Annotated in this window: 22 protein-coding genes; 11 read left to right on the top strand and 11 right to left on the bottom strand. The window is 63.7% G+C overall.

Annotation, left to right across the window (positions count from 1 at the left end; all coding sequences use genetic code 11):
• From IVB32_RS14380 to IVB32_RS14370, 3 genes are all read left to right on the top strand, one after another.
• A partial coding sequence (locus IVB32_RS14380; RefSeq protein ID WP_247410646.1) for a rhodanese-like domain-containing protein occupies nt 1-143 on the top strand: 143 nt, incomplete at its 5' end.
• 8 nt (nt 144-151) lie between these two features.
• Nucleotides 152-1,330: an aminotransferase gene (locus IVB32_RS14375; RefSeq protein WP_231188630.1), complete on the top strand. Its 1,179-nt coding sequence runs from the start codon at nt 152-154 to the stop codon at nt 1,328-1,330.
• 4 nt (nt 1,331-1,334) lie between these two features.
• Nucleotides 1,335-2,441, top strand: a complete 1,107-nt coding sequence (locus tag IVB32_RS14370; protein ID WP_247297618.1) for a polyamine ABC transporter substrate-binding protein — start codon at nt 1,335-1,337, stop codon at nt 2,439-2,441.
• Between the two features lie 13 nt (nt 2,442-2,454).
• Here the strand turns inward: IVB32_RS14370 and IVB32_RS14365 are convergent, their stop codons facing one another.
• The 6 genes from IVB32_RS14365 to IVB32_RS14340 all read right to left on the bottom strand — a co-directional run bounded on the left by IVB32_RS14365 (nt 2,455) and on the right by IVB32_RS14340 (nt 7,334).
• Nucleotides 2,455-3,387, bottom strand: coding sequence for a lipid A biosynthesis lauroyl acyltransferase (locus tag IVB32_RS14365; protein WP_204510907.1), 933 nt, complete (start codon nt 3,385-3,387; stop codon nt 2,455-2,457).
• Between the two features lie 8 nt (nt 3,388-3,395).
• Complete coding sequence (locus IVB32_RS14360) at nt 3,396-4,673, bottom strand: beta-ketoacyl-ACP synthase (RefSeq protein ID WP_018459333.1); 1,278 nt, start codon at nt 4,671-4,673, stop codon at nt 3,396-3,398.
• A gap of 99 nt (nt 4,674-4,772) precedes the next feature.
• Complete coding sequence (locus tag IVB32_RS14355) at nt 4,773-5,978, bottom strand: beta-ketoacyl-ACP synthase (RefSeq protein WP_018459332.1); 1,206 nt, start codon at nt 5,976-5,978, stop codon at nt 4,773-4,775.
• Entirely contained in the window at nt 5,975-6,445 is a 471-nt protein-coding gene (locus tag IVB32_RS14350; protein ID WP_085352753.1) for a 3-hydroxyacyl-ACP dehydratase FabZ family protein, read from the bottom strand. Before IVB32_RS14350 ends, IVB32_RS14355 begins: the two co-directional genes overlap by 4 nt.
• A 10-nt stretch (nt 6,446-6,455) precedes the next feature.
• Nucleotides 6,456-6,743, bottom strand: a complete 288-nt coding sequence (locus tag IVB32_RS14345) for an acyl carrier protein (RefSeq protein ID WP_007592476.1) — start codon at nt 6,741-6,743, stop codon at nt 6,456-6,458.
• Between the two features lie 249 nt (nt 6,744-6,992).
• The gene (locus tag IVB32_RS14340; protein ID WP_085352754.1) at nt 6,993-7,334 is read right to left on the bottom strand and encodes a hypothetical protein; all 342 of its coding nucleotides are present in this window, start codon (nt 7,332-7,334) and stop codon (nt 6,993-6,995) included.
• 271 nt (nt 7,335-7,605) lie between these two features.
• On the opposite strand from IVB32_RS14340, the gene IVB32_RS14335 reads away from it, so the two are divergent.
• A complete protein-coding gene (locus IVB32_RS14335) occupies nt 7,606-8,229 on the top strand; it encodes a ParB-like protein (protein ID WP_211399711.1) in 624 nt (207 codons plus the stop codon).
• Between the two features lie 149 nt (nt 8,230-8,378).
• Nucleotides 8,379-8,522, top strand: coding sequence for a hypothetical protein (locus IVB32_RS14330; RefSeq protein ID WP_201263842.1), 144 nt, complete (start codon nt 8,379-8,381; stop codon nt 8,520-8,522).
• A gap of 17 nt (nt 8,523-8,539) precedes the next feature.
• Here the strand turns inward: IVB32_RS14330 and IVB32_RS14325 are convergent, their stop codons facing one another.
• From IVB32_RS14325 to IVB32_RS14315, 3 genes are all read right to left on the bottom strand, one after another.
• The gene (locus IVB32_RS14325) at nt 8,540-9,481 is read right to left on the bottom strand and encodes a hypothetical protein (protein WP_247410624.1); all 942 of its coding nucleotides are present in this window, start codon (nt 9,479-9,481) and stop codon (nt 8,540-8,542) included.
• 198 nt (nt 9,482-9,679) lie between these two features.
• Entirely contained in the window at nt 9,680-10,258 is a 579-nt protein-coding gene (locus IVB32_RS14320) for a peroxidase-related enzyme (protein ID WP_026233779.1), read from the bottom strand.
• Nucleotides 10,259-10,361: 103 nt separating this feature from the next.
• Nucleotides 10,362-12,101, bottom strand: a complete 1,740-nt coding sequence (locus IVB32_RS14315; RefSeq protein WP_247297614.1) for a DUF87 domain-containing protein — start codon at nt 12,099-12,101, stop codon at nt 10,362-10,364.
• A gap of 437 nt (nt 12,102-12,538) precedes the next feature.
• On the opposite strand from IVB32_RS14315, the gene IVB32_RS14310 reads away from it, so the two are divergent.
• Nucleotides 12,539-13,501 (top strand): catechol 2,3-dioxygenase, encoded by a 963-nt coding sequence (locus IVB32_RS14310; protein ID WP_085353038.1) that lies wholly within the window; start codon nt 12,539-12,541, stop codon nt 13,499-13,501.
• A 3-nt stretch (nt 13,502-13,504) separates the two neighbouring features.
• Here the strand turns inward: IVB32_RS14310 and IVB32_RS14305 are convergent, their stop codons facing one another.
• Both IVB32_RS14305 and IVB32_RS14300 read right to left on the bottom strand, forming a co-directional pair.
• Nucleotides 13,505-17,035 (bottom strand): molybdopterin cofactor-binding domain-containing protein, encoded by a 3,531-nt coding sequence (locus tag IVB32_RS14305; protein WP_247297612.1) that lies wholly within the window; start codon nt 17,033-17,035, stop codon nt 13,505-13,507.
• Nucleotides 17,035-17,517 carry a (2Fe-2S)-binding protein gene (locus IVB32_RS14300; RefSeq protein WP_085352758.1) on the bottom strand — a complete coding sequence of 161 codons (483 nt, stop codon included), beginning with the start codon at nt 17,515-17,517 and terminating at the stop codon, nt 17,035-17,037. The genes IVB32_RS14305 and IVB32_RS14300 overlap by 1 nt, the downstream gene beginning before the upstream one ends.
• Before the next feature lie 282 nt (nt 17,518-17,799).
• Between IVB32_RS14300 and IVB32_RS14295 the strand changes: the two genes are divergently transcribed.
• From IVB32_RS14295 to IVB32_RS14275, 5 genes are all read left to right on the top strand, one after another.
• Complete coding sequence (locus IVB32_RS14295) at nt 17,800-19,257, top strand: 6-hydroxynicotinate reductase (RefSeq protein WP_247297611.1); 1,458 nt, start codon at nt 17,800-17,802, stop codon at nt 19,255-19,257.
• A complete protein-coding gene (locus tag IVB32_RS14290) occupies nt 19,254-20,150 on the top strand; it encodes a UPF0280 family protein (protein ID WP_247370842.1) in 897 nt (298 codons plus the stop codon). The genes IVB32_RS14295 and IVB32_RS14290 overlap by 4 nt, the downstream gene beginning before the upstream one ends.
• A 27-nt stretch (nt 20,151-20,177) precedes the next feature.
• Nucleotides 20,178-20,762: an amino acid synthesis family protein gene (locus tag IVB32_RS14285; protein ID WP_085352760.1), complete on the top strand. Its 585-nt coding sequence runs from the start codon at nt 20,178-20,180 to the stop codon at nt 20,760-20,762.
• 24 nt (nt 20,763-20,786) lie between these two features.
• Nucleotides 20,787-21,989 (top strand): ABC transporter substrate-binding protein, encoded by a 1,203-nt coding sequence (locus tag IVB32_RS14280; RefSeq protein WP_018459318.1) that lies wholly within the window; start codon nt 20,787-20,789, stop codon nt 21,987-21,989.
• Between the two features lie 152 nt (nt 21,990-22,141).
• On the top strand, nt 22,142-23,927 hold a 1,786-nt coding region (locus IVB32_RS14275), incomplete at its 3' end, for an ABC transporter permease (protein WP_247410622.1).

The following is a 23,927-nucleotide window of genomic DNA, read 5'->3' as shown; positions in this document are numbered from 1 at the left end:
TCGTGTTCGCCTGCCGCTCGGGCAAGCGTTCGGTGACGGCCTCACTGGCGGCGCAGGCCGCGGGCCTGCCTTACGACAAACATCTGGCCGGCGGCATGCTGGGCTGGAAGGCGGCGGGTCTTCCCAGCAAGGTCGGCGGCTGACCCCGCCGATGTCCAAGAGCTCGTCCCTCAACAAGGTCTTCGCAGACCTTCCCGTCACCATCTTCGAGGCGATGTCGCAGGCTGCGCGCGACAATGCCGCCATCAATCTTGGGCAGGGCTTTCCCGACGATCCCGGGCCCGAGGACATCCGCCGCGCCGCGGCCGAGGCCTCGCTGAACGGCTACAACCAGTACCCGTCGATGATGGGCCTGCCGGAACTCCGTCAGGCGATCGCGACCCATTACGGCCACTGGCACGGCCTCGAGCTCGATCCGATGAGCGAGGTGATGGTGACCTCCGGCGGCACCGAGGCCCTGACCTCGGCCATCCTCGCCGTGGTCCAGCCCGGTGACGAGGTGGTGTGCTTCCAGCCGGTGTACGATTCCTATCTGCCGATTATCCGCCAGGCCGGCGGCATTCCGCGCCTGGTCCGGCTCGAGCCGCCGCATTGGCGGCTGAATGAGGACATGCTGAAAAGTGTCTTCAATTCAAAGACCAAGGCGGTGCTTTTCAACAACCCCCTGAATCCGTCCGCGGTGGTGTTTCCGCGGGAGGACCTCGAGCTGCTGGCGCGCTACTGCCAGGAGTTCGACGTCATCGCGATCTGCGACGAGGTCTGGGAGCACGTCACTTTCGACGAGCACAAGCACATCCCGCTGATCACCATCCCCGGCATGCGCGACCGCACCATCAAGATCGGCTCGGCCGGCAAGATCTTCTCGTTGACAGGCTGGAAGATCGGCTTCGTGTGCGCCGCGCCGCCGTTGCTGCGCGTTGCCGCCAAGGTGCACCAGTTCCTGACCTTCACCACCGCGCCGAACCTCCAGGCCGCCGTCGCCTACGGCCTCGGCAAGCCCGACGAGTATTTCCTGTCGATGCGCAAGGACCTGACGCGGAGCAGGGACCGCCTCGCCAAGGGCCTGGAGAGCCTCGGCTTCCCCGTGCTGAAGTCGCAGGGCACCTACTTCCTCACCGTCGACCTGTCCCCGCTCGGGCTGAACGAGAGCGACACCGAGTTCTGCTGGCGGATCGTGAAGGACTACAAGGTCGCGGCTATCCCGGTCTCGGCCTTCTACGAGCAGGACCCTGTGACCTCGGTGGTGCGCTTCTGCTTTGCCAAGAAGGACGAGACGCTCGACACCGCACTGGAGCGACTGTCGGACGCGGTGCGCGGGCGCAAGAGGTAGGGAGATGACCAACGTCAGCCGCTGTGGTTTTGGCCTTGCGATCGCCGCCGCGCTGACGTTGCTCTCCGCTCCTGCCGTGGCCGAGGAGCGGGTCGTCAACTTCTACAATTGGTCGAACTACGTGGCGCCCGACGTCCTCCAGGCCTTCACCAGGGAGACGGGCATCAGGGTGGTCTACGACACGTTTGACGCCAACGAGACGCTGGAGACGCGCCTGATGGCCGGCAAATCCGGCTATGACGTCGTGGTGCCCACCGCCTATTTCCTCCAGCGCCAGATCAAGGCCAACATCTTCCAGAAGCTCGACAAGTCGAAGCTGCCGAACCTGGCCAATGCCTGGCCGGTGGTGACCGAACGTCTCGCGATCTACGACCCCGGCAACGTCTACGCCGCCAATTACATGTGGGGCACGACCGGCATCGGCTACAATGTCGCCAAGCTGAAGCAGATTCTCGGAGCGGATGCCAAGATTGACAGCTGGGACATCGTGTTCAAGCCGGAGAACCTCGCGAAATTCAAAGACTGCGGCGTCCACATGCTGGATTCCGCCGACGACATCTTTCCGGCGGCGTTGAACTATCTCGGGCTCGATCCGAACTCGACCAAGCAGGCCGACCTCGAAAAGGCCGCCGATGTCGTCACCAAGGTGCGGCCCTCCGTGCGCAAGTTTCATTCGTCCGAATATCTGAGCGCGCTCGCCACCGGCGAGATCTGCTTCGTGGTCGGCTGGTCCGGCGACATCATGCAGGCCCGCGCCCGCGCTGCCGAAGCCAAAAGCGGCATCGAGATCGGCTACGCCATCCCGAAGGAGGGCGCGCAGATGTTCTTCGATAATCTCGCGATCCCCGCGGATGCCAGGAACGTCAGCGAAGCCTACGAGCTGATCAACTATCTCTACCGTCCGGACGTGGCCGCCAGGAATACGGACTTCCTGTCCTACGCCAATGGCAACCTCGCCAGCCAGAAACTGGTCGATCCGAAAATATTGAACGACAAGAACATCTATCCGGACGAGGCGACGCTCGCAAAGCTGTTCGTCATCACGGCGCGTGAGCCCGCGACCCAGCGGGTCATCAATAGGCTTTGGACCAGGGTGAAGACGGGGCGGTAAGCACTACTGTCCGCTACCGCCACCTGCGGTGCAGCCACAGCCACTGCTCCGGATGCTCGCGCACCCAGTTTTCCACCACGCTCGTGATCGCCTGCGTGGTGCCCTGGATGTCGATCTTGCCGTCGGCGTCGCGCACCGGGTGGACCTCTTCGGTGATCTCGGCGGTGAAGCGGCCGCCGGGCAGGCGGATGACGCGGACGCCGTGGATCGGGCATTCGACCTGTCGTAACAGGCGCGCCAGCATCGGATTGGCGCGGGTCTTGCGGCCGAAGAAGGTGACCTCGACTCCGCCGGTCAGATACTGGTCGATCAGCATCGCGACGTGCTTGCCGTCCTTGAGCGCCTGGGCAAGCCGCAGCGGCGCGTCGCGCCCCGCCGGGATCAGCGTGCCCATGTTGACCTGTCGCATCTCCTGGATGATGCGGTCGGCGGAGGCGATATTCGGGCGGCGGTAGAGGATCGCTGCATCGAGCCCGTGTGCGACCGCGGCGAGCGCCGGTAATTCCCAATTGGCCAAATGTGCGGCGAAGATCAACGCCGGCTTGCCGTCGTCGCGGATTTGATCGAACAGCTCGATGCTGCGGCTGGGCAGTTCGATCCGACTGTTTTCTGGATGATCGCGGTCGTAATCCCAGACCTGGTCCATATGGGCGAATTCGGCGCCGACGCGACCGAGATTGTCCCAGACGCCCATCAGGATGGCTTCGATTTCCTCGGGCGACTTGTCCGGAAACGCCGCGGTGAGATTGGCGCGGCCGATGCGGTGCTCGCGCAGGCGCGGGCCGATCAGTTTGGTGACGCGTGCGAAAAAGTCCGAGGTCTTGGCTGGATCGAAATAACGCGTGGTGCGCAACATGCCGACGGTGGCAGCGCCGATCAGCCCTCCACCGATCGACTTTGCCGTCTGCCGCGCGCGGGCCTTCGTCCTCGCCGGAAGCAGCGCCATGCGTCCGGTCAGGCCGGTTCGCGGGTCAGGATCAGCGAGGCGTTCTGGCCGCCGAAGCCGAACGAGTTCGACATCACCGCGGTGACGCGGGCATCGCGTGCCTTGTTGCCGACGACGTCGAACAGGATCGTGGGATCCGGATTGTCGTAGTTGATCGTCGGCGGGATACGCTGATGCTCCAGCGTCAGCAGCGAGAAGATCGCCTCGACCGCGCCCGCGGCCGAGATGGTGTGGCCGACCATCGACTTGTTGGAGGTGACCGGAATCTTCGAGACGAGCTCGCCGAACACGGCCGATGTCGTATTGTACTCCATCTTGTCGTTCTCGGGCGTCGCGGTGCCGTGCGCGTTGATGTGGTCGATCTGATCCGGCGTCATGCCGGCATCGGCCAGCGTCTTGTTCATGCAGCCGATGATCGGCTTGCCGTCGGGCGAGGAGCGGGTGCGATGGAAGGAATCGGTGAGCTCGCCGCAGCCGGCGATTACGCCGAGTATTTTTGCGCCGCGCGCGGTGGCGGCTTCATAGCTTTCGAGCACCAGCGCACCGGCGCCTTCGGCCATGACAAAACCGTCGCGGTTCTTGGAGAAGGGACGGGAGGCCGCCTGCGGCGGGTCGTTCTGGGTCGAAAGCGCCGAGAGCAGCGAGAAGCGCACCAGCGCCTCCGGATTCACGGTGCCGTCGGTCGCCACGCACAGCGCGGCATCGGTCTCGCCGCGGCGGATCGCCTCGACGCCGAGCTGAATCGAGGTCGCGCCCGAAGCGCAGGCCGTCGACAACGAGATCGGCGAGCCCTTGGTGCCGAAGGTCTCGGCGAGGTAGGCGGCGACCGAACCGAACATGAAGCGGTGGTGATAGGCGCTGTACTTGCCGCCACCGGAGATGCGCAGCAGATCGTCGTAATTGAAGTCGGGTTTGCCGACGGCGCGGCCGAGTTCGCGGCGCTGCGGCCATTCGACTTCGACCGGTGCGACCGCAAGAAAGAGAGGACCCGGGAAATCCGCCTTGGTGCCGATCCCGGCCTGGTCCAGCGCTTCCTGCGTCACCAGTTCGGCCATCCGTTCGGACAGGCCGGTGGAGGAGAACGGATCGACGCTGACGAAATCCACCGTGCCGGCCATCGTGGTTTTGAGGCCGTCGACCGGAAAGCGCGTGATGGTGCGGATGCCGGATTCGCCGGCGACGAGCTTCGCCCAATTGTCGGTCTTGCCGTTGCCGAGCGAGGTCATGATGCCCATGCCGGTGACGACGACGACGGGACGCCCGAGTTTGTCGCGTGGTGCAGTCATGTCGATCCCCGCTTGAGCTGGAGCATGATCCGAAAAAGCGTGACGCGGTTTTCCGAGAAGATCATACCCAAACAATAACCTGCCAAAGCGTAACGCGCTTTAGCTTACTGCCTCGACCAGCGCCATGCCTTCGCCGCGCCAGTGTCCGGCCCCCACCACCACAATCTGGGTGGGCGCTCCCTGCATTTCAATCTCGGTGCCCGTGGAATCGTTCGGCGGAAACAGCGCGCCGCGAGAGATCGACAGCGCGGCGAGCGCGATGCCGAGCGGGAATTGCGTCTCCATGGTGTGGCCGAACATCGTGCCGGTCGAGCGCACCGGGAACTCGGCGTGGCCCTTCAGGAAGGCGCGCTCTTCTGATGTCGCAGGCTCCGCGCCGGTCGCGCCGGATATGATCGCGCCCTTGCCGTCGCGCTTCGGCAACTTTGCCCAAAGCTTCTCCAGCGTCGCGGCCATGTCGCCGGGGGTCTTACGACGGGCAAGGTCGGCAACGACGCTCGACAGCTTTGCGAATGGTTTTGCGCCGCGCGCTTCCGCATGGGCCTTCGATTCCAGCACCAAGAACGCGCCAGCCGAGCCGAGCGCGAAGCCGGCGTGGTCCTTGCGCGCCCACACGGGGGCGAACTTGTCCTTCAGATTGAAGTCGCCGAATTCGTAGAGGACCATCAGGTCCTTGCGCTCGCCATTGTGCGAGCCGCCGATCAGCGCGATGTCGCTCTCGCCGGAGGCGATGCGCGACAATGCAATGCGGGCGGCATCGGCGCCGGCAACCTCTTCACCCATGAAGGTGCGCGAGGTGCCGCCAATGCCGTGCACGATGGCGATGTTGCCGGCGAGCAGGTTGGAGAGCTGGGCCAGGAACAGCGTCGGCCTGAGATCGCTCATCAGCCGCTCATTGAGGAAGCCGGGCGCGTTGGCGCCCTTGGCCTCGGCCGTGAGCACGCCGGTGTCGACGTTGAGATCGCGTTCACCGCCGCCGGCGGCGACCACCATGTCGATCTTCGACAGGATGTCCTTGTTGCCCTTGATCCCGGCGGAGTCGAGCGCAAGCCCGGCCGCATAGGTGCCGATGCGCTGCCAGGCTTCCATCTGGCGCTGGTCGCCCTTCTTGGGGATCTGGCTGTCGAAGGTGACAGGCATCAGGGGGTGCACAATGTAGGGTGCAAAGCCCTTCTCGTCGACATTGATGCGCTTCTCCTGAAGCGCGGCCCAGTTGGCGTCCAGGCCCTCGCCGAGCGAGGTGGCCAGGCCAATGCCGGTGATCCAGACTTCCGTCTGGGCAGGCTTCGAAGCAGTCTCGGTCATGGCAATACGGCCTGTTGCGGAAAGCCGACGCGTTTGGCGACCGCGTCCATGTGGGCGCGCATATCCGCATGGGGAAAGGGAATCTGCGTGAAGGTCAGCGTCGAATTCGCGCGCAGCTTGCCGCCGACCTTGATCTTGGCTTCGGTCACGGCGTAGCCTGAGCCCTGATGGGCCAGGCTCGCCTCGATGCTCATGAGATCGCCGGGGAAGACCGAGCCGCGGACCTTGGCCTCCTTGACGGCAGCCAGGATCGGCATACGCTCGAATTTGAGCACGCCAAGCTGAAGCCAGCCCGAGGCCTGCGCCATCGATTCGATCAGGAGCACGCCGGGCATCAGGGGATAGCCCGGGAAGTGCCCTTCGAAGATGGTGCTCTCCATCGGGACCTGAGCCTCGACAACAATCGTCTTCGCGTCGACGTTGAGGTCGACGACGCGATCTATCATGTGGAAGTATTCGAGTTGCATGACCGCGCGCTTAGGCGCTCGCGCCCTTGGCCGCAACCAGTTCGTCGATGCGGGCGCACAGGTTTTTCAGCACGAAATACTGCTCGGTGGTCGCTTTGCCGTCGTTAACCTCCTGAGTCCACTTTTCCAGCGGCAGCTTGATACCGAACTGCTTGTCGATCGCGAACGCGATGTCCAGGAAATCGAGGCTGTCGATGCCGAGGTCATCGATGGCATGGCTATCCGGCGTGATCGTGTCGCGCGGGATGTCGCAGGTTTCAGCGATGATCGTAGCGACCTGATCGAATGTGGAGGACATCACTAAGCCTTTGATATATTGCAGATGTTTGTCAGATTTTCCAGAGTGGAACGATGGGTGGGCATCGCGCCCCGATGACGCCCTCAACCCCCCTCTGGCCGGGTCGAAAGCCCGTATATCGGAGCGCCGCCCTGAGTTCAATGGAGCCGGACGGGTGTGGGGACCGGGCTGGGGACGCCCCGGCTGAGCCGTTTCGGCCGAAGGAGCGCCAGCGGGCCTACCAGACGTCTTGCTTACCAGATGTCCTGCCTAGATGTGCGGCGTCGTGATCTTGACGCAGTCGCGGCGGCCCATCAGCACGCAATCCTGGGTCCGGCGCAGGTCGGCGATGCTCACCGCGAGCCAGATCCCGATCGCGGTCAGTGCGATGGTGAAGGCCAGCGCCGCGATATTGGCGAGCATGCGACGGCGGAAATCGTCCGGTTCGGTGCGGGGCTCCTCGTAGCGCGACAGGTCGAGCCGCTCGGGCGCGACGCGCAATTGCTGCACGCTAGCGTTGCCGCGGTGGGCCGTCGGGGAAGGCGAGGTGCGCGGCCTGAACTGGAGCACCCGGTGCTCGTCATCCGAGCTTATGGGCCGCTGGGTTGTCATGGTGCAGGGATCACTCCGAAGCAGCGATTTTTAGATAGCATACGTAGTGAACGCGTTGCAGAAAATTTTCTCAACGCGCACGTGCATTGCGCGTTCGCACTATCCTGCAGGACTGCGAACGAAGGACCGTGGAACCGTGGTCGTTCCGGGCCTGCAGAGGGTGCGATGCAATAATATCCACCGAGCCGAATGCATTTGCCGGCGCGGTGCCCATGACATAGTCCAGGGAACCTGACCACGCAGCTGCAACCATGTTAGGGGCCTTTCGACCATGACCAATACGCGCGAACCGAGAGTGCATCCGGTGTCGATCCTGTCGCTGCGGCCGACGCAGATGACGGTCGGGATGCGCGAGGTCAAGGAGAAGCGCAAGCGCTGGCGCGAGCACGACAAGAAGAAGCAGGCCGATCTGCTCGGCAAGCATATGATCCCCGTCGTGCACGGCCCCGACGAGCGCTATTACGTGATCGACCATCATCATCTCGGTCGCGCGCTGCACGACGAGGGCGTCAAGGAGGTGCTGGTCACCATTGTCGGCGACCTCAGGATGGTGGAGCGCGAAGCGTTCTGGGGCGTGATGGACAACAAGCGCTGGGTTTACCCCTACGACGCCAAGGGCGAACGGCGACCATTCCGCGATTTGCCCAAATCCGTCGTCGACCTCAAGGACGATCCTTTCCGGAGCCTTGCCGGCGAACTGCGCCGCATGGGCGGCTTCGCCAAGGACACCACGCCCTTCTCCGAATTCCTGTGGGCCGACTATCTGCGTCGAAAGCTGTCGCGCAAGGCTGTGGATGCCAATTTCGACAAGGCGCTCGAGAAGGCGATGTCCTCAGCCAAGAGCAAGGATGCGATCTATCTGCCCGGCTGGTGTGGGCCAGCGGAGGATGATTAGGCGCAACGCTCGCAGCAGCAGGCATGCGGCTCCGCAAACTGGATCTGATCACAGCCTCTTGAGTGAAACCATCTCCCGTCCGCGCGAAGCAGTGCTGAAACAAAGCCGTGCCACTTGTTGGAATTGTCGAGCTCACACAGGAGGCCGAAATGCGCCGTCTGATTTTCGCCGTTGCCCTGCTCGTGGTCGCTTCAGCCGGGATCTCGGCATCGTTTGCCGCAGTTCACCATGCCAAGACGTTGACGTTTTCCGAGCGCTTTGCCCCGGCGCTCGAGTTGATGGCGCAGCGCTAGGACAGGTTCACGCCAGTTCAACCAGCAGCGTCGCGATCGATTTTGCGCAACCGCACAAAGGCGGCCCAGGCCCGCGGATAATCCTTGTCCGCGGGATCAATCGTAAGTAGCGCGCGGCATGCTTCCTTGATCTCCTCAGGCGAAGGACGCTTGGCCGGAACGCCAGATGATTTGGCCTTCTCCCAGCGAGCCTCGATATCTGTTGCGAAAGCCAGGGCCTCGGCGCTCGTCCGCTTCTGCGCCGATTTCGCCAGCGGATGGTCCGAGGGGAAACTTGGCCATGCAGCCGGCGGCTGATCGACACGCCACGTCAGTTCATCTGCTTGTCGCGCCTCCACGCCCGAACCTGAATGCTGTGCTGCTGGCGCCCATCCTGCCCCTGCTGAGGCTGGCGAACCCGATGAGCCGGCTGATCTCCGCGGGACCGCCGAACCTGGCGCCACCGCCGCTGTCTGTCCGGCCAGCTGGCCAAGCTGTTGTTCCATCGTTCCGCCGCTCGACTTGGGGATGACTTTTTCGATGGTCTTGATCATCGACAGCGCGCCTGGCGATATCAGCGTGTTCTGGTCGGCAATTTTGTCGTCGGCCGCGCCTGGGCAGGGCTTGTAAGCAGAGCGCTGCGACGTCATCCGGCCGTCGTCGTCGATACGGGCAAAATCGATCGAGACGGTGTAAACGAACGCGGCCTCGACATACTGCCTCTCCTTGTCCATCGCTTTTACGGAGCCGCATACGTATCTTGCCTGGTCTGCATCGATCGTTCGCAGGCCGTTGAAGTGAGCTGAATTCGGCGCAACGAGGAAGCGTAAGACGGCAGCCCGCGCCTTGCCGTGCTCCGATTCGAACATGCTCCATATCTCGTTCGCGTTGATGATCTCCGGCTGATAGTTCCATGCGTATCCGGCAGCGAAGAATGTCGTGCCAATACAGGTCGCGATAACAAATGCCCGCACGTTCATGAGAAGCCCCCCAACAGGCACGACTCATCCGCGTCTCCGGGGACGGAAACTGCGCAAGTTGTGCCAAGGCGTTTGTGCTAGTTGAGGGTGAGATTCTTAATTAAACGTGTGCGATTGCGAAAACACAGAGTTCCCGTCAAGCGGGAACTCATCCGCTGCATTGTGGCGATGCGTTCCTTCCGCCCTCGCGGCGGTCGGTCATTTCTTCGGCAACCGTCCCATCAGATAGAATTCGTCGTTCGGCCGCATGCCGGTGAAATTCGCCAGCCGGTTCGACAGTGCGAAGAAGGCGGAGATTGCGGCGATGTCCCAGATGTCGTCGTCGCTAAAGCCATGCGGCGCGAGCGCGGTGAAATCGTCCTCGGAAATCCGCTGCGCATCGGCCGAGACCTTCATCGCGAAGTCGAGCATCGCCTTTTGCCGCGGCGTGATGTCGGCCTTGCGGTAGTTCGTGGCGATCTGGTCGGCGATCAGCGGGTTCTTGGCACGGATACGCAGGATCGCGCCATGCGCGATCACGCAATACTGGCACTGATTGGCTGCCGAGGTCGCGACCACGATCATCTCGCGTTCGGCTTTGCTGAGGCCGCCGTCCTTCTCCATCAGTGCGTCGTGGTAGGCGAAGAAGGCGCGGAACTCGTCCGGGCGGTAGGCCAGCGTCAAGAACACGTTCGGCACGAAGCCGCTCTTCTCCTGGACGGCGAGGAGACGCGTGCGGATGTCGTCAGGGAGCGCATCGAGGGCGGGAGCGGCGAAGCGTTGCACAGGCTTTGTCATGGGCATGGATTCCGGCTTGGGGCCGGCAACCATAGTCGATGCGGGTGCCATGCTCAACGTGACGCCAGGCTCGCAATGCCGGCGCTGGAAAACGAGCGTCGCTTTACCGCAGCGGCTTCTTCAGCAGCGAGAAGCGGTCCGGATCCAACCCCATCGACGGTTGCAGCATCGGAGTTTCGATGCTGGAGAGCGTCTTCGCGGGCGGCGCCGAGAACACCGGATCGTTCGGCACGTCGCGCTGCGAGGTGGCACCGCGCCAGCGCTCGAGCACGGCGCCGACGAAATGCATGTCGTGACCGGAGGTGACGGAGGGCACGCTGCTGATCGTGGCTTCGCCGCGCGGCAATTGATGCGGCGGCACCTCCTTGAAGCGCAGCCGCGTCGGCAGCGCGACACCTTCGCCGAATGCCAGCACTTCTCGGGTGCCGAGCGAGGGCACGAACGAAAGCAGGTTCGCGGCCGCATCCGACACCGCGGCGCGCAGCAGCGCCTGGTCGCGCTCGTTGGCAAGGCGCATCGTGAACAGCGTGTTGCACTGGGAGATGATGGTGGCGTCGAGCTCGGCCGGACGCTGGGTGATGAGGCCGAGATAGACGCCGTATTTGCGGCCTTCCTTGGCGATGCGCGACACCGCCTTGCGGGTCGGCCCGAAGCCGACATTGCGATCGGCCGAGGCGTAGCGGTGAGCCTCCTCACAGACGAACAGCATCGGCGAAACGCCGTCGCTCCACAAGCCGAAGTCGAAGGCCATGCGGCAGAGCACCGAGACGACGGAATCGATGACCTCGGCCGGGAAGCCGGCGAGCTGCATCACCGTCATCGGTTTGCCGTTGGCCGGCAGGCGGAACAGGTGACTGATCACCTCGGCCATGGTGTCACCGCCGACATTGGCGTTGTCGAACATGAAGGCGTAGCGCGGGTCGTTGCGGACCGCCTCGATGCGGGAGATCAGCTTGTGAAAGATGATGCGCGAGGAGCGGTTCTCGAGCTTGCCCATGCGCTCGTCGATCAGCGACATCAGATCAACCAGGCGATAAGGCACCGGCGTATCGACGGTGTAGCCGATCTGCTTGGGATCGATGCGCTTCAAGCCGATGCGGTCGGCGTTCTGGTACTGGGTATAGACGCCCTTGGCGAGCGGAATGACCTCGGCGAGGACGTCGAGCTCCTCGGGCACGCCGGCGCGGCCGCCGAACAGCACGTCGACGATTTCCTCGAAATTGAACAGCCAGAATGGCAGTTTCAGATTGCGCGGGTTGAGCACCAGCGCGCGGTCGCCGAAGCAGCGGCCATATTCGTTGTGCACATCGAGCAGGAAGATGCGCAGGTTCGGGCGTGCCTTGAGGATCTCGTTGAGCAACAGCGACACACCGGTCGATTTGCCGACGCCGGTCGATCCCAGCACTGCAAAGTGCTTGGAGAGCATTTCCTCGATGTCGACATAGGCGACGACGGAGCTGTCCTGCTGAAGGAAGCCGACATTGATCTGGTCGGAACCGGTGGGCGCGTAGATCGTGCGCAGCTCCTGGCTCGTGATCAGGTCGACCGAATCGCCGATGGTCGGATAGTTGGTGACGCCGCGCTGGAATTTGGCCTTGCCGGTCGCGTTGAGGATTTCGCCCAGCAGGTCGACCGAGGCGATGGCGATCAGATTGTCGTTGCTCGAGAGGTTCTCGCAGGACACCTCGGTGATCATGGCGACGATGACCGAGCTGGCGCAGCGGATACTGACGAAGCGGCCGACGGTGGCCCGAACTTCCGAGACCGGCATGCGGCTTTCAGCCAGCAGCCCGACCCGGGCGAGCGATCCGCGAACCGAAATCACGCGTCCAAAGGATGTCACAATGAATGAACCTGGCAAGAGCAACGGGTTGTCCGGACTATGCACGGCCGTCGCTGGACAAACGGTTAAGCGGCAGGCGCCGGCGCTTCGTTAAATCCGCGACAATTCAGGTGCGAGGATTGTTCCCAATACATACTCCCTGGCAGTAGCGGCGGAAAATGCTGCTTTTTCCCGGCCGACGGGTCCGAGAGTGCTTAAGAGAGATTTTACCATTCGGGCAGTCGGTCCGCGGTTCCGGGACGGGTTGGTCATCCTGGATGGTCCGTCATCCGTTCCGGGCGGCGATGTTTGATTTGTTGACGGGACCTAATCATTTGTACATTAGTACAAATAAACCGGCGGCCTTGTGCCGCCCACCGGCGCGTGAGTGGATTGCAGCCTGTGCCAGATCGCGGGATCCGGTCCAGCGGATCGCAAGCCACGTCTTGGAGGACACCATGCAGCCCGAACCGATCCTCGATCTCGCTCATCTCGGCCACATGGAGCTGTTGACACCCAAGCCGGACGAGAGCCTGAAATTCTTCGTCGACGTGATGGGCATGACCGTCAGCGGACAAAAGGGCGAGTCGGTCTATTTGCGCGGCTGGGACGATTACGAGCGCTATTCGCTCAAACTGACGGCGTCGAAGACATCGGGCATGGAGCACATGGCGTTACGTGCGCGCAGCCAGCAGGCGCTGGAGCGTCGCGTCGCGGCGCTGAAAGGGTCCGGCTTCGACATCGGCTGGATCGACGGCGACATGGGGCAGGGGCCGACCTTCCGCTGCCGCGATCCCGATGGACACATCGTCGAGCTCTACTACGAGACCGAATGGTATCAGGCGCCGCCCGAGCTGAAGCCCGCACTGAAGAACCAGGCGCAGCGCTTTCCCGCGCGCGGCGTCAATGTCCGCCGCCTCGATCACCTCAATTGCCTCGCCGTGGACATCAAGGCCAACCGGGAGTTCTTCGAGAATTATCTCGGCTGCCGCCTCACCGAGCAGATCGTGCTGAACGACGGCCGCGAAGCGGCGATGTGGCTGACGATGTCGAACAAGAGCTACGATTTCGCCTATTCGCTCGACCATTCCGGCACGGCCGGCCGCTTCCACCATGTCACTTACGCGCTCGACAGCCGCGAAGAGATTCTGCGCGCTGCCGACATCTTCCTGGAGAACGGCATCCACATCGAGACCGGCCCGCACAAGCACGCGATCCAGCAGACCTTCTTCCTCTATGTCTACGAGCCCGGCGGCAACCGCGTCGAAGTCGCCAATGCCGGCGCGCGCCTCATCCTCGCGCCCGACTGGAAGCCGATCGTGTGGACGGAAGACGAACGCAAGAAGGGGCAGGCGTGGGGCCTCAAGACGATCGAGTCGTTTCACACGCACGGCACGCCGCCGGTGCAGCACAAGAAGTAGCGCTCAGTTCGCGGCGGCTCTCACACGCGCAATCGTCTCCTTCACACCGATCCATGCTGGCCTGTCGGGTGCGAACTGCTTGCGCAGGAAGGTGACCAGCTCCTCGACCTGCGCATCGCTCATGCTGTTCTTGAAGGCCGGCATATAGCCGAGATTGCTCGACACCGGCTCGGCGATGCCGTGCAGGATGATTTGCACGAGATTGTCCGATGTGGCGCTGTGCAGGTTGCTGTTGAGGGCGAGCGAGGGGCGGCTGCCGAACAGCGCCAGGCCGCCGACCTCGTGGCAGACGGCGCAGGCGCCCTGATAGAGGCGCGCGCCGGTTGAGGACGCCATCGTGACTTGCGTTGAAGCTTCTAGCTTCAGAGCGATCGCATCCTGCGCTTTCCTATCGGTCGCGGTGTCATTGAACGAGTTGAGATAGACGGCCATGGCGCGGATGTCCTGGTCGGGCAGGGCCGCCAGATCCCTGACGATCGGCGCCATCGGCCCAGCGGCGACGCCATGATATCGCGAGTGGCCCGTGCGCAAATAGGCGAAAAGCTCGTCTTCGTTCCACGGGATCGGCGCTTGCGACAGCGACGTCAGCGGCGGCGCCTCCCAGCCCTCGGCAAAACCGCCGGCGAGATAGGCGTCACGCTGCTCGGCGCCGAGCGTGTTGCGCGGCGAATGGCAGGCGCTGCAATGGCCGAGACCTTCGACGAGATAAGCGCCGCGATTCCAGACCTTGGATTTCGCGGGATCAGGCTTGAACTCTCGCGTCTGGTGGAACAGCGCATTCCATCCGGCAAGTAGCGGGCGGAGATTGAACGGAAAGGCGAGCGTATTCGCAGGCTGCGTCGCGCGCACCGCAGGCTGTGCCATTAGATAGGCATAAAGCGCCTGCATGTCGGCATCGCCAGTCTTCGAAAAGTGCGTGTAGGGGAAGGCGGGATAGAGTTGCCGTCCGTCGCGATGCAGCCCGTCGCGCATCGCGCGCTCGAATGCGGGATAGGACCAGACGCCGATGCCGGTCTCGACGTCGGGCGTGATGTTGGTCGCGTAGATCGTGCCGAACGGCGTCTCCAGCGCGCGGCCACCGGCGTTGAGCGCACCGCCGATCATGGTGTGGCACTCCGCGCAATTGCCGAGTGCGGCCAGTTGTTGCCCGCGCGCGATCGTCGCTGCGGAATAGACCGATGGGTCTGGCCGCGCGATCGGTGCGATGGCGCGGCCGGGCAAAACAGCCGCACCGATGCCAATCGCCGCGGTGCAGACGGCCGCGACCGTCGCGAAGATGCCGGCGCGTTTGGCGAATGGATTCTCCCAGATACGGGATGGTTGTGGCGCAGCGGGAGCGGGCAGCGCCTGCCGCGTGGCCGGCCCGCCGCTGTGCAATCCATTCAGGATGCGCTCGGGCGTGAACGGCGGCTCGCGAAATCGCACGCCGGTGGCATCGAAAATCGCGTTCGCAATCGCAGCCGCACTCGGGACCGAGGCGGATTCGCCGACGCCGAGCGGCGGCTGGTCCGGCCGCGGCAGCAACAACACGTCGATCTTGGGCACGTCAGGGAAGGGGATGATCGGATAGGCGCCCCATTCCCGCGCCGCGACTGCGCCGCGCTCGAACGAGACCTCCTCCATCAGTGCGCGGCTGGTTGACTGGATGACGTTGCCATGGATCTGGTGGCGCACACCGTCCGGGTTGATCATCAATCCGGAGTCCTGCCCAGCAACCACGCGCGTCACGCTGACCTCGCCGGTCGACTTGTTCACGGCAACGTCGGTGACCCAGGCCGACCAAGCCGCGCCATAGCCGGGGAATTTGCTGTGGACGTAGAGCGCATAGGCAAAGCCGCGCCCATGCACGATCTCGCCGTCTTTCTCTTCGCGCACCGGCCGCGGCGTCCAGCCCGCGCGCTCGGCGACAGCATGGACGAGATCGACGGCGCGCTGGTCCTTCAGGTAACGCAGACGATATTCGACCGGGTCAACCCCGGCCTCGGTCGCGGCCTCGTCGATATAGGATTCATGCGCAAAGGTGTTGGGCAGGGCCGAGACGCCGCGAAACCAGGACGCGCGCACGATCGGCGCCATGTCGTGGGCGACGACGCGCATGTGGCCGTAATCGTAAGGCGGGATCGCGGTGCGGTCGCCCATCTGGAGGACGTCCGGCCTCGGCGATATCCGTCCCGTCAGCAACAGCGCCAACGTCGGCGCGGCATTCGACGGATAGCGCGTAGCGAGATCGTAGGCAGCGACGTCGCCCGCCGCATCCAGGCCGCCATTGACGTCGATGAGCTGCGCGGCGCCTTTGGGCTCCCAGGCGTGTTCCTGCTCGCGCGTCAGCTGTACGCGCACGGGCCGGCCGACCGCGCGCGAGAGCAACAAAGCGTCCGCGGTGACATCGTCGGCGCAGTTGCGGCCGTAGCATCCGGCGGCCTCCAACCTGATGACCTCGATCTCGCTCTCGGGACGCTCGATCAGCAGTGACAGGTCTGCGCGCAGCACGTGCGGGTTCTGCGTGCCCGACCAGACACGGATGTTGCCGTCCTGGAAGTCGGCGACCGCGCAGGACGGGCCGATCGAGGCATGCATCTGATATGGCCAGACGTAAGTGCGCCGCATCGGTTTGGCCGCGCCGGCAATGGCAGCATCGACATCGCCCTTGTCGATCAGCGTGCGCGGCGTGGACGGGTTGGCACGAAGCGCCGTCTCGACGTCGGCGAGATCGGTCAGTTCAGGCGTCGGTCGCCAGCTCACCGCAAGCTGCTCCGCCGCGCGGATCGCGTTCTCCTCGCGCTCCGCGACGATTCCGACGAAATCGCCGATGCGTACGACGGCCATGATGCCGGGAATGTCGCGCACCGAGGATTCATCGACCGAAATCAGGCTGGTGCCGACGAACGGGCCGGCGTCGACGCCGGCATAGGGCGGGCGCACCACGCGGCCGTGCAGCATGCCCGGCATACGGATGTCATGCACGAACGTCAGCTCGCCCGTGGCCTTGGCGGGCAGGTCGACGCGTGGCATCGATTGGCCGACAATGGCGTAATCGCCGACCGGCTTGACGGCGACGTCGTCGGCAAGCTCGAGACGAATGGTCTCTCCGCCGATCAACTCGCCATAGCTGACGCTGCGATTGTCGTGCCCGCGCACGAGGCCGTCTTCGATCCTGAGATCGGCTGCCGGCAGCTCCAGGCGCTCGGCCGCACGTGCGATCAGGAAGTGACGCGCCTGCGCGGCGGCTTTGCGCAGGGGAACGGCAGTGATCTGAATGGTCTCGCTTGCGATCGTGGCGCCCTGGTTCGGCACCGTTGCGGTGTCGCCGAGCACCACGACGAGGCGGGCAAAGGAGACGTCGAGCTCTTCAGCCACGATCTGGCCAAGCGCCGTGCGGATGCCGGTGCCGAGATCGACATGACCATTGTAGGCTGTGACCGAACCGTCCGCGGTGATGCGGACGAAGGTCTCGGATGTGCACTCGTCCACCGTGCGGACGACGACGAGCGAGCCGGATTGCAGCTCAGCTCCGTTCGGATGCGGGGAGGCCATCAATCACCGGCCTCGGCAAGCTGACCAGACGCACGCATCACGGCGCGCAGGATTTCGATATGCGTGCCGCAGCGACAGAGATTGTAGCGCAGCGCCGCCAGCGCCTCCTGTTCGGTGGGCTGAGGGTTGATCGCAAGCAGCGCCTTGGTCGTCATGATCATGCCGTTGAGACAATAGCCGCATTGCGCGGCCTGCTCGTCGATGAAGGCCTGCTGCACCACATCCGGCTTGTCGCGGGTACCGAGCCCCTCGAGCGTCACGATGTCGCGGCCGGCGCAGCCACTGATCGGAATGACACAGGAGCGCGCCGCCGCGCCATCGATCAGGACAGTGCAGGTGCCGCATTCACCGAGGCCGCATCCGTATTTCGCACCGTTGAGCGCGAGATCGTTGCGCAGCACGTAGAGCAGAGGCGTGGCTCGCGCCGCAGTGATCTCGTGGATTCTGCCGTTCACGGTGATGCGGATCGGTGTCTGCGTCATCCTCGTTCCCAAATCGACTCGTTGAGCGCCGCGGCCAAAGCTTCGCGAAATTCCAAGTCCGCTCAAAATCTACGTTGTGACGATACCGTTTGTACACAAACGTGCAAGCCGGATATGCCGCAGTGCAGCGCGAGTGCCTTCTTTGTGGACAGGCCGGATAGGCAAACGAGGTTTTATGCGGCAGGCGTATGTTTTGCGCCGCACCGCCGCTTGACAGTCATCGGGAGGGCGCGCAACATCGTTCGTGTACAAATGATAACTGCACTGTCGGCTGGCTTTGACATGGTGACTGAACCTACGAGCGCCGCCATCGACAAGATCCGCTGCGATGCGTGTCCGGTGATGTGCTACATCAAGCCGGGCGCGGCGGGCGCCTGCGACCGCTATGCCAATCACGAGGGCAAGCTCGTCCGCGTCGATCCGCATGTGATCCTGGAGCGCACCGTGTCCCATGGCGGCAAGCTCGTTCCGTTCAGCCGCACCGAAGATTGGGACGGCAAGATCGTCCACGAGCCTTCCACCTTTGTAACGGCGATCGGCGCGGGGACGACCTATCCCGACTACAAGCCGGCGCCGTTCATCGTCTCGGCGGAGGTCGACGGCGTCGACATGGTGACTGTCGTCACCGAGGGTATCTTCTCGTACTGCGGCATCAAGGTGAAGATCGACACCGACCGTTATCTCGGGCCGGAGACGGCGACCGTCCGTGCACAAGGCGAGGCGGTCGGTCATGTCACCACCAGCGAATACGGTTCGCAGATGCTGTCGCTCGGCGGCGTGCACCATCTGACCGGCGGCTCCAAGAAGGAAGGCCGCGTCACCTGCGACACGCTGATGGACCTCGCAAATTGCAAGGCGGTCGAACTCACCATCGACGGCGGCGCGAGCGTGGTGGTGCAGGCCGGCCAGGCGCCGATCGTCAACGGCATGAAAGAAGAGCGCATGCGCGTCGGCTGCGGCTCGGCGACCATCGGCATGTTCGCCAAGCAATGGCACGGCAAGGTCGACGAGGTCGTCGTGGTCGACGACCATATCACCGGCGTGCTCTCGGAGCACCAGGCCGGCAAGCTGCTCGACATCGCCGATACCGGCATCAAGATGAATGGGCGCCGCTCGACGCCCGGCCGCTATTTCCAGGTCGCCGATCCCGGCACGGGTTGGGGCGGCACCAATATCTCCGATCCGCTCGCAATCCTGGGACCGTTCGACGCGAAGGAGGCCAAGCCTGGCCTCTCGATGCTGATGGTCTCCACGACGGGCGAGCATTCGTCCTATTACGTGCTCGACGAAGCCTTGAAGCCGGTCGAGACCGAGATGCCGGATGACCTCAAGTTTTCGGTCGAGCGCATTCAGGAGAATTGCGAACCGGCGCTGTGTACGGTGCTGTTCATGGCGGGCGCCGGTGGTTCCTTGCGGGCGGGCGTGACCGACAATCCGGTGCGGCTGACCCGCTCGGTCAAGGACGCGCTGACGCGCGTCACCAGTGGCGGCGCACCGGTCTATGTCTGGCCGGGCGGCGGCATTACCTACATGGTCGACGTGACGCAGATGCCGGCGGGGGCATTCGGTTACGTGCCGACGCCAGCGCTGGTCGCCCCGATCGAATTCACGATGAAGCTGTCGGACTATGCGGCGCTCGGCGGGCACATGGATTATGTGAAGCCGCTCGCCGAGGTTCAAGGCGGCGACGACGTCCGCCAATTGCCCTGGCAAAACCCGATCCCGGGACCTCGGGCATGACAAGGCTCCCGCAAATCGCATTGCTGTCTGACGGCCGGCGGCAGCATTTGCAGGATGGACCGATTGACCTGATCGTCGAAGCGAGGGGGGCCACCGACGCAGTGCGCGAGGCCTATAAGGCTGCGGCCGAACGGTTCACCGGGCTTCTCGACGAGCTCTGCGCGGAACTGCCGGAACTGCGGACCGCTGTCGAGGAGCGGACCTCGTTGAGAGGCGTTGTGGCGCGTCGCATGCACGCCGCGGTGGCGCCCTATGCCGGTGATGGCTTCATCACGCCGATGGCAGCTGTGGCCGGCAGCGTGGCGGAGGAGGTGTTGGGCGCAATGCTGAACGCTGCGGCGCTCGATCGGGCCTATGTCAACAATGGCGGAGACATTGCCCTGCATCTCGGCGAGGGCGAGCATTTTTCGGTCGGCCTGATGGACCGGCCCGATCGCGACGGCGTGATGCGGACAATCAGGGTGGACGCCGATGATCCCGTGCGTGGCATTGCGACCAGCGGACGGCACGGCCGCAGCTTTTCCCTCGGGATTGCCGATGCGGTGACCGTACTGGCCGGAACGGCGTCGCAAGCCGACGCGGCCGCGACGATCGTTGCGAACGCCGTCGATCTGCCGGGGCATCCCGCCATCATCCGAAAACCTGCGAACGAACTTCAGCCCGACAGCGATCTTGGCGCGCGGCTCGTGACCCGCAACGTTGGTGGATTGTCGCAGAACGAGATCACCACCGCGCTCGAATCTGGCGCGGAATGTGCACGGCAATTATTCGATCGCGGATTGATCGAGGGTGCCGTGTTGCAGCTTTGTGGTGATATGATTGTCATCGGGACCAAGGATATTGAACGGCAACGATCGCGCCCGCTTGTACAAGAGAACGCGGTCCATGCCTGAACTGGGAAGCGGTTTGAGGAAACAATCATGAGCGCGATCATCCGCAAGATCGTCACCGTCGTCGAAGAGACGCAGATGGAGATGGGCCGCCAGGTCTCACCGCCGACGCGGCGTGCGGCGGCGATCGCCGTGATCGAGAATCCGTTTGCTGGAAAGTATGTCGAGGATCTCTCGCCGCTAATCGCGATTGGCGAGGAGCTCGGCGAGCTGCTCTCGAAGCGCGCGGTGGCGGCGCTCGGCATCGACGGGTCCAAGGCGCAGAGCTATGGCAAGGCCGCGGCCGTCGGCGAGAATGGCGAGCTGGAGCATGCAGCCGCCATCCTTCACCCGAAAATGGGCGCGCCGGTGCGTAAAGTGCTGGGCAAAGGCGCTGCGCTGATCCCGTCGTCGAAGAAGCGCAGTGGACCCGGCACGACGCTGGACGTTCCGCTGGGCCACAAGGATGCAGCCTTCGTGCGCAGTCATTTCGATGGCATGGAAGTGCAGATCAACGACGCGCCGCGCGCCAACGAGATCATGGTCGCGGTCGCCGTCACCGACAGTGGCCGTCCTTTGCCGCGCGTCGGCGGGCTGACCGTTGCGGAGATCAAGGGCGAAGACGGACTGCGTTAATCTTTTCAGAAAGTGGAGGTTGGGATGCGAGCAAAGAACTATTTTGTCGGGGCGGCGTTCGCGCTGTTGGCAAGCGGCATGGCTCATTCGGCCCTTGCGCAGGACATCAAGATCGGCGAGATCAACAGCTACTCGCTGCTGCCGGCGTTCACTGAGCCCTATCGCAAGGGCTGGCAGCTCGCGGTCGAAGAGATCAATGCGGCCGGTGGCATCAACGGCAAGAAGCTCATCGTCGTCTCCAAGGACGATGGTGGCAAGCCGGCAGATGCGCAGACCGCGGCCAACGAGCTGGTGTCGAGCGAGGGCGTGGCGATGCTGACGGGTACGTTCCTGTCGAACATCGGTCTTGCGGTCAGCGACTTCGCCAACCAGAAGAAGGTGTTCTTTCTGGCGGCCGAGCCTCTGACGGACGCCATCACCTGGTCGAAAGGCAACAAGTACACGTTCCGACTGCGTCCTTCGAACTACATGCAGGCCGCGATGCTGGTGGAAGCGGCCAGCAAGCTGCCCGCAAAGCGCTGGGCGACGATCGCGCCGAACTATGAATACGGCCAGTCCGCGGTTGCCGTATTCAAGAAGCTGATGTCGGAGAAGCGGCCCGACATCCAGTGGGTTGATGAGCAGTGGCCGCCGCAGGGCAAGATCGACGCCGGTCCGGTGGTGCAGGCGGTTGCCGCGGCCAATCCCGAAGCGATCCTCAACGTCACCTTCGGCGCCGATCTCGTCAAGCTCGTGCGCGAAGGCAACACCCGCGGCCTGTTCAAGGGACGCGAGGTCGTCTCGTTCCTCACCGGTGAGCCGGAATATCTCGATCCGCTCAAGGAGGAGACGCCCGAGGGTTGGATCGTCACCGGCTATCCCTGGTACTCGATCAAGACGCCCGAGCACGACGCGTTCCTGAAGGCCTATCAGGCCAAGTACAACGACTATCCGCGCCTCGGCTCGATCGTTGGCTACCAGACCATCAAGTCGGCGGCGGCGATCCTGGCGAAGGCCAATTCGACCGATCCGGAGAAGCTGATCACTGCGGCGGAAGGACTTTCGATGCCGTCGCCGCTGGGCGAGATCACCTTCCGCAAGATCGATCACCAGTCGACGCTCGGTGCCTATGTCGGCAAGACCGCGCTGAAGGACGGTAAGGGCGTGATGGTGGACTCGTCTTACAAGAAGGGCGCGGACTATCTACCAAGTGATGCCGAAGTCGAGAAGCTGCGTCCGAAGGATTGATCCAAAGTGAGACCGGGGCCTCGTGGTTCGAGACGCGCGGCGCAGCCGCGCTCCTCACCATGAGGGTCCCGGACCTCATCCTGAGGAGGCGCGTAGCGCCGTCTCGAAGGATGAAGCCTAATATTGCGACTTACGCTTAACCCGGACCGCAGATGGCCTTTTACGTCGTACAGTTTCTGACCGGTCTCGCCAGCGCAGCGTCGCTTTTCCTGGTGGCGTCGGGCCTGTCGATCATCTTTGGCGTGACGCGGATCGTGAATTTTGCGCATGGCGCCTTTTACATGATCGGCGCCTATGTCGCCTTCACGCTGACGGAGCGGCTGTCAGGTGCATTCGGCTTCTGGGGCGGCATCGTGGCGGCGGCGTTCGCGGTGGCGCTGATCGGCGTCATCGTCGAGATGGTGCTGCTCCGGCGCATCTATCACGCGCCCGAGCTGTTCCAGCTGCTTGCGACCTTCGGCCTGACCTTGATGGTCGAGGACCTCGTCGTCCTGATCTGGGGCCCAGACGATCTCGTGGGGCGCCGTGCGCCCGGCTTCAAGGGGGCGATCGACTTCTTCGGCCAGAACATTCCGAGCTATGATCTGTTTCTGATCGTGCTCGGACCGGTCGTGCTCGGCATTCTCTGGCTCTTGTTCCAGCGCACGCGCTGGGGCGTTCTGGTGCGCGCAGCGACGCAGGACCGCGACATGGTCGCGGCGCTGGGCGTCAATCAGAAATGGTTGTTCACGAGCGTGTTTGCGGTCGGCGTTTTCCTCGCCGCTCTCGGCGGTGCGCTCCAGATCCCACGCGATGCCGTGCATCATGCGATGGATTTGCGCATCATCGTCGAGGTCTTCGTCGTCGTGGTGATCGGAGGCCTCGGTAGCATCATCGGCGCTTTCGTCGCGGCTGTGCTGGTCTCCGAGCTCAACGCCTTCGGCATCCTGATCTTTCCAAAAATCTCTATCATCCTGGTCTTCCTGGTGATGGCGGTGGTGCTGATCGTGCGGCCCTGGGGCTTGTTCGGCAGGCCCGAGGCGCCGGCCCGCAAGACGCCCGGTCTCACCGTCAATCCCTGGCGACCGCTGACGTCGAATGAGCGGTTGGCTGCGTTTGCAGCGCTCGTCGTTGCGGCGACGCTGCCGCTGTTCGCCGGCAACTATGCGCTCACCGTCGGCTCCGAGATCGCGATCTCGGTGATCTTCGCCGTCAGCCTGCACTTCCTGATGTCGGTCGGCGGGCTCGCGTCCTTTGGCCACGCCGCCTATTTCGGCCTCGGCGCCTACGGCGTCGCTTTCCTCGCCAAGATGGCGGGACTGCCGATGATCGTCTGCCTGTTGCTCGGTCCGCTGCTCGGCTGCATGGGCGCTGCCGTGTTCGGCTTCTTCGCGGTGCAGCTCTCCGGCGTCTATTTTGCGATGCTGACGCTCGCCTTCGCGCAGATCGTCTGGTCGATCGCGTTCCAGTGGGTGAGCGTCACCGGCGGCGACAACGGCATCCTGGGCGTCTGGCCCTCGAGCTGGGCGGCGAGCCCATCGCATTTCTATTGGCTGTCGCTCGGTGTTGCGGCGCTCGTGACGATCGCTTTGCGGGCCATGGTGTTCTCGCCGTTCGGCTATGCGCTGAGGGCGACGCGCGACTCGCTGCTGCGCAGCGAAGCGGTCGGCATCAACACCAAGCGCATCCAGTGGACCGCCTTCGTGATCGCGGGCACGACCGCGGGCATTGGCGGCGCGCTGTTCGCCTACCTCAAGGGCAGCGTCTTTCCGGACAATCTCGGCATCTCGCTCTCGGTCGACGCCCTTGTCATGGTGCTGCTCGGCGGCGTCGAGACGGTGTCGGGCGCGGTGATCGGCGCCATCGTCTACAAGGCCTTGAACATCTGGCTGGTCAGTCAGACCGACCTGTCAAAACTCGTGCTCGGCGGTTTCATCGTTCTGATCGTCGTCGTCTTCC

This window comes from Bradyrhizobium sp. 23 (assembly GCF_023073295.1).
Lineage (GTDB): Bacteria > Pseudomonadota > Alphaproteobacteria > Rhizobiales > Xanthobacteraceae > Bradyrhizobium > Bradyrhizobium canariense_D.
The sequence above is the reverse complement of the archived record's forward strand: the minus strand, read 5'-3'. Positions and strand labels throughout refer to the sequence as shown.

Excerpts from the sequence above, each read along its gene's own strand:
- IVB32_RS14295 (WP_247297611.1), top strand. The coding sequence starts at position 17,800 with ATGGTGACTGAACCTACGAGCGCCGCCATCGACAAGATCCGCTGCGAT.
- IVB32_RS14330 (WP_201263842.1), top strand. The coding sequence starts at position 8,379 with ATGCGCCGTCTGATTTTCGCCGTTGCCCTGCTCGTGGTCGCTTCAGCC.
- IVB32_RS14360 (WP_018459333.1), bottom strand. The coding sequence starts at position 4,673 with ATGACTGCACCACGCGACAAACTCGGGCGTCCCGTCGTCGTCGTCACC.
- IVB32_RS14355 (WP_018459332.1), bottom strand. The coding sequence starts at position 5,978 with ATGACCGAGACTGCTTCGAAGCCTGCCCAGACGGAAGTCTGGATCACC.
- IVB32_RS14350 (WP_085352753.1), bottom strand. The coding sequence starts at position 6,445 with ATGCAACTCGAATACTTCCACATGATAGATCGCGTCGTCGACCTCAAC.
- IVB32_RS14285 (WP_085352760.1), top strand. The coding sequence starts at position 20,178 with ATGAGCGCGATCATCCGCAAGATCGTCACCGTCGTCGAAGAGACGCAG.
- IVB32_RS14370 (WP_247297618.1), top strand. The coding sequence starts at position 1,335 with ATGACCAACGTCAGCCGCTGTGGTTTTGGCCTTGCGATCGCCGCCGCG.
- IVB32_RS14290 (WP_247370842.1), top strand. The coding sequence starts at position 19,254 with ATGACAAGGCTCCCGCAAATCGCATTGCTGTCTGACGGCCGGCGGCAG.
- IVB32_RS14310 (WP_085353038.1), top strand. The coding sequence starts at position 12,539 with ATGCAGCCCGAACCGATCCTCGATCTCGCTCATCTCGGCCACATGGAG.
- IVB32_RS14340 (WP_085352754.1), bottom strand. The coding sequence starts at position 7,334 with ATGACAACCCAGCGGCCCATAAGCTCGGATGACGAGCACCGGGTGCTC.
- IVB32_RS14345 (WP_007592476.1), bottom strand. The coding sequence starts at position 6,743 with ATGTCCTCCACATTCGATCAGGTCGCTACGATCATCGCTGAAACCTGC.
- IVB32_RS14335 (WP_211399711.1), top strand. The coding sequence starts at position 7,606 with ATGACCAATACGCGCGAACCGAGAGTGCATCCGGTGTCGATCCTGTCG.
- IVB32_RS14365 (WP_204510907.1), bottom strand. The coding sequence starts at position 3,387 with ATGGCGCTGCTTCCGGCGAGGACGAAGGCCCGCGCGCGGCAGACGGCA.
- IVB32_RS14325 (WP_247410624.1), bottom strand. The coding sequence starts at position 9,481 with ATGAACGTGCGGGCATTTGTTATCGCGACCTGTATTGGCACGACATTC.
- IVB32_RS14280 (WP_018459318.1), top strand. The coding sequence starts at position 20,787 with ATGCGAGCAAAGAACTATTTTGTCGGGGCGGCGTTCGCGCTGTTGGCA.
- IVB32_RS14300 (WP_085352758.1), bottom strand. The coding sequence starts at position 17,517 with ATGACGCAGACACCGATCCGCATCACCGTGAACGGCAGAATCCACGAG.
- IVB32_RS14320 (WP_026233779.1), bottom strand. The coding sequence starts at position 10,258 with ATGACAAAGCCTGTGCAACGCTTCGCCGCTCCCGCCCTCGATGCGCTC.
- IVB32_RS14375 (WP_231188630.1), top strand. The coding sequence starts at position 152 with ATGTCCAAGAGCTCGTCCCTCAACAAGGTCTTCGCAGACCTTCCCGTC.
- IVB32_RS14305 (WP_247297612.1), bottom strand. The coding sequence starts at position 17,035 with ATGGCCTCCCCGCATCCGAACGGAGCTGAGCTGCAATCCGGCTCGCTC.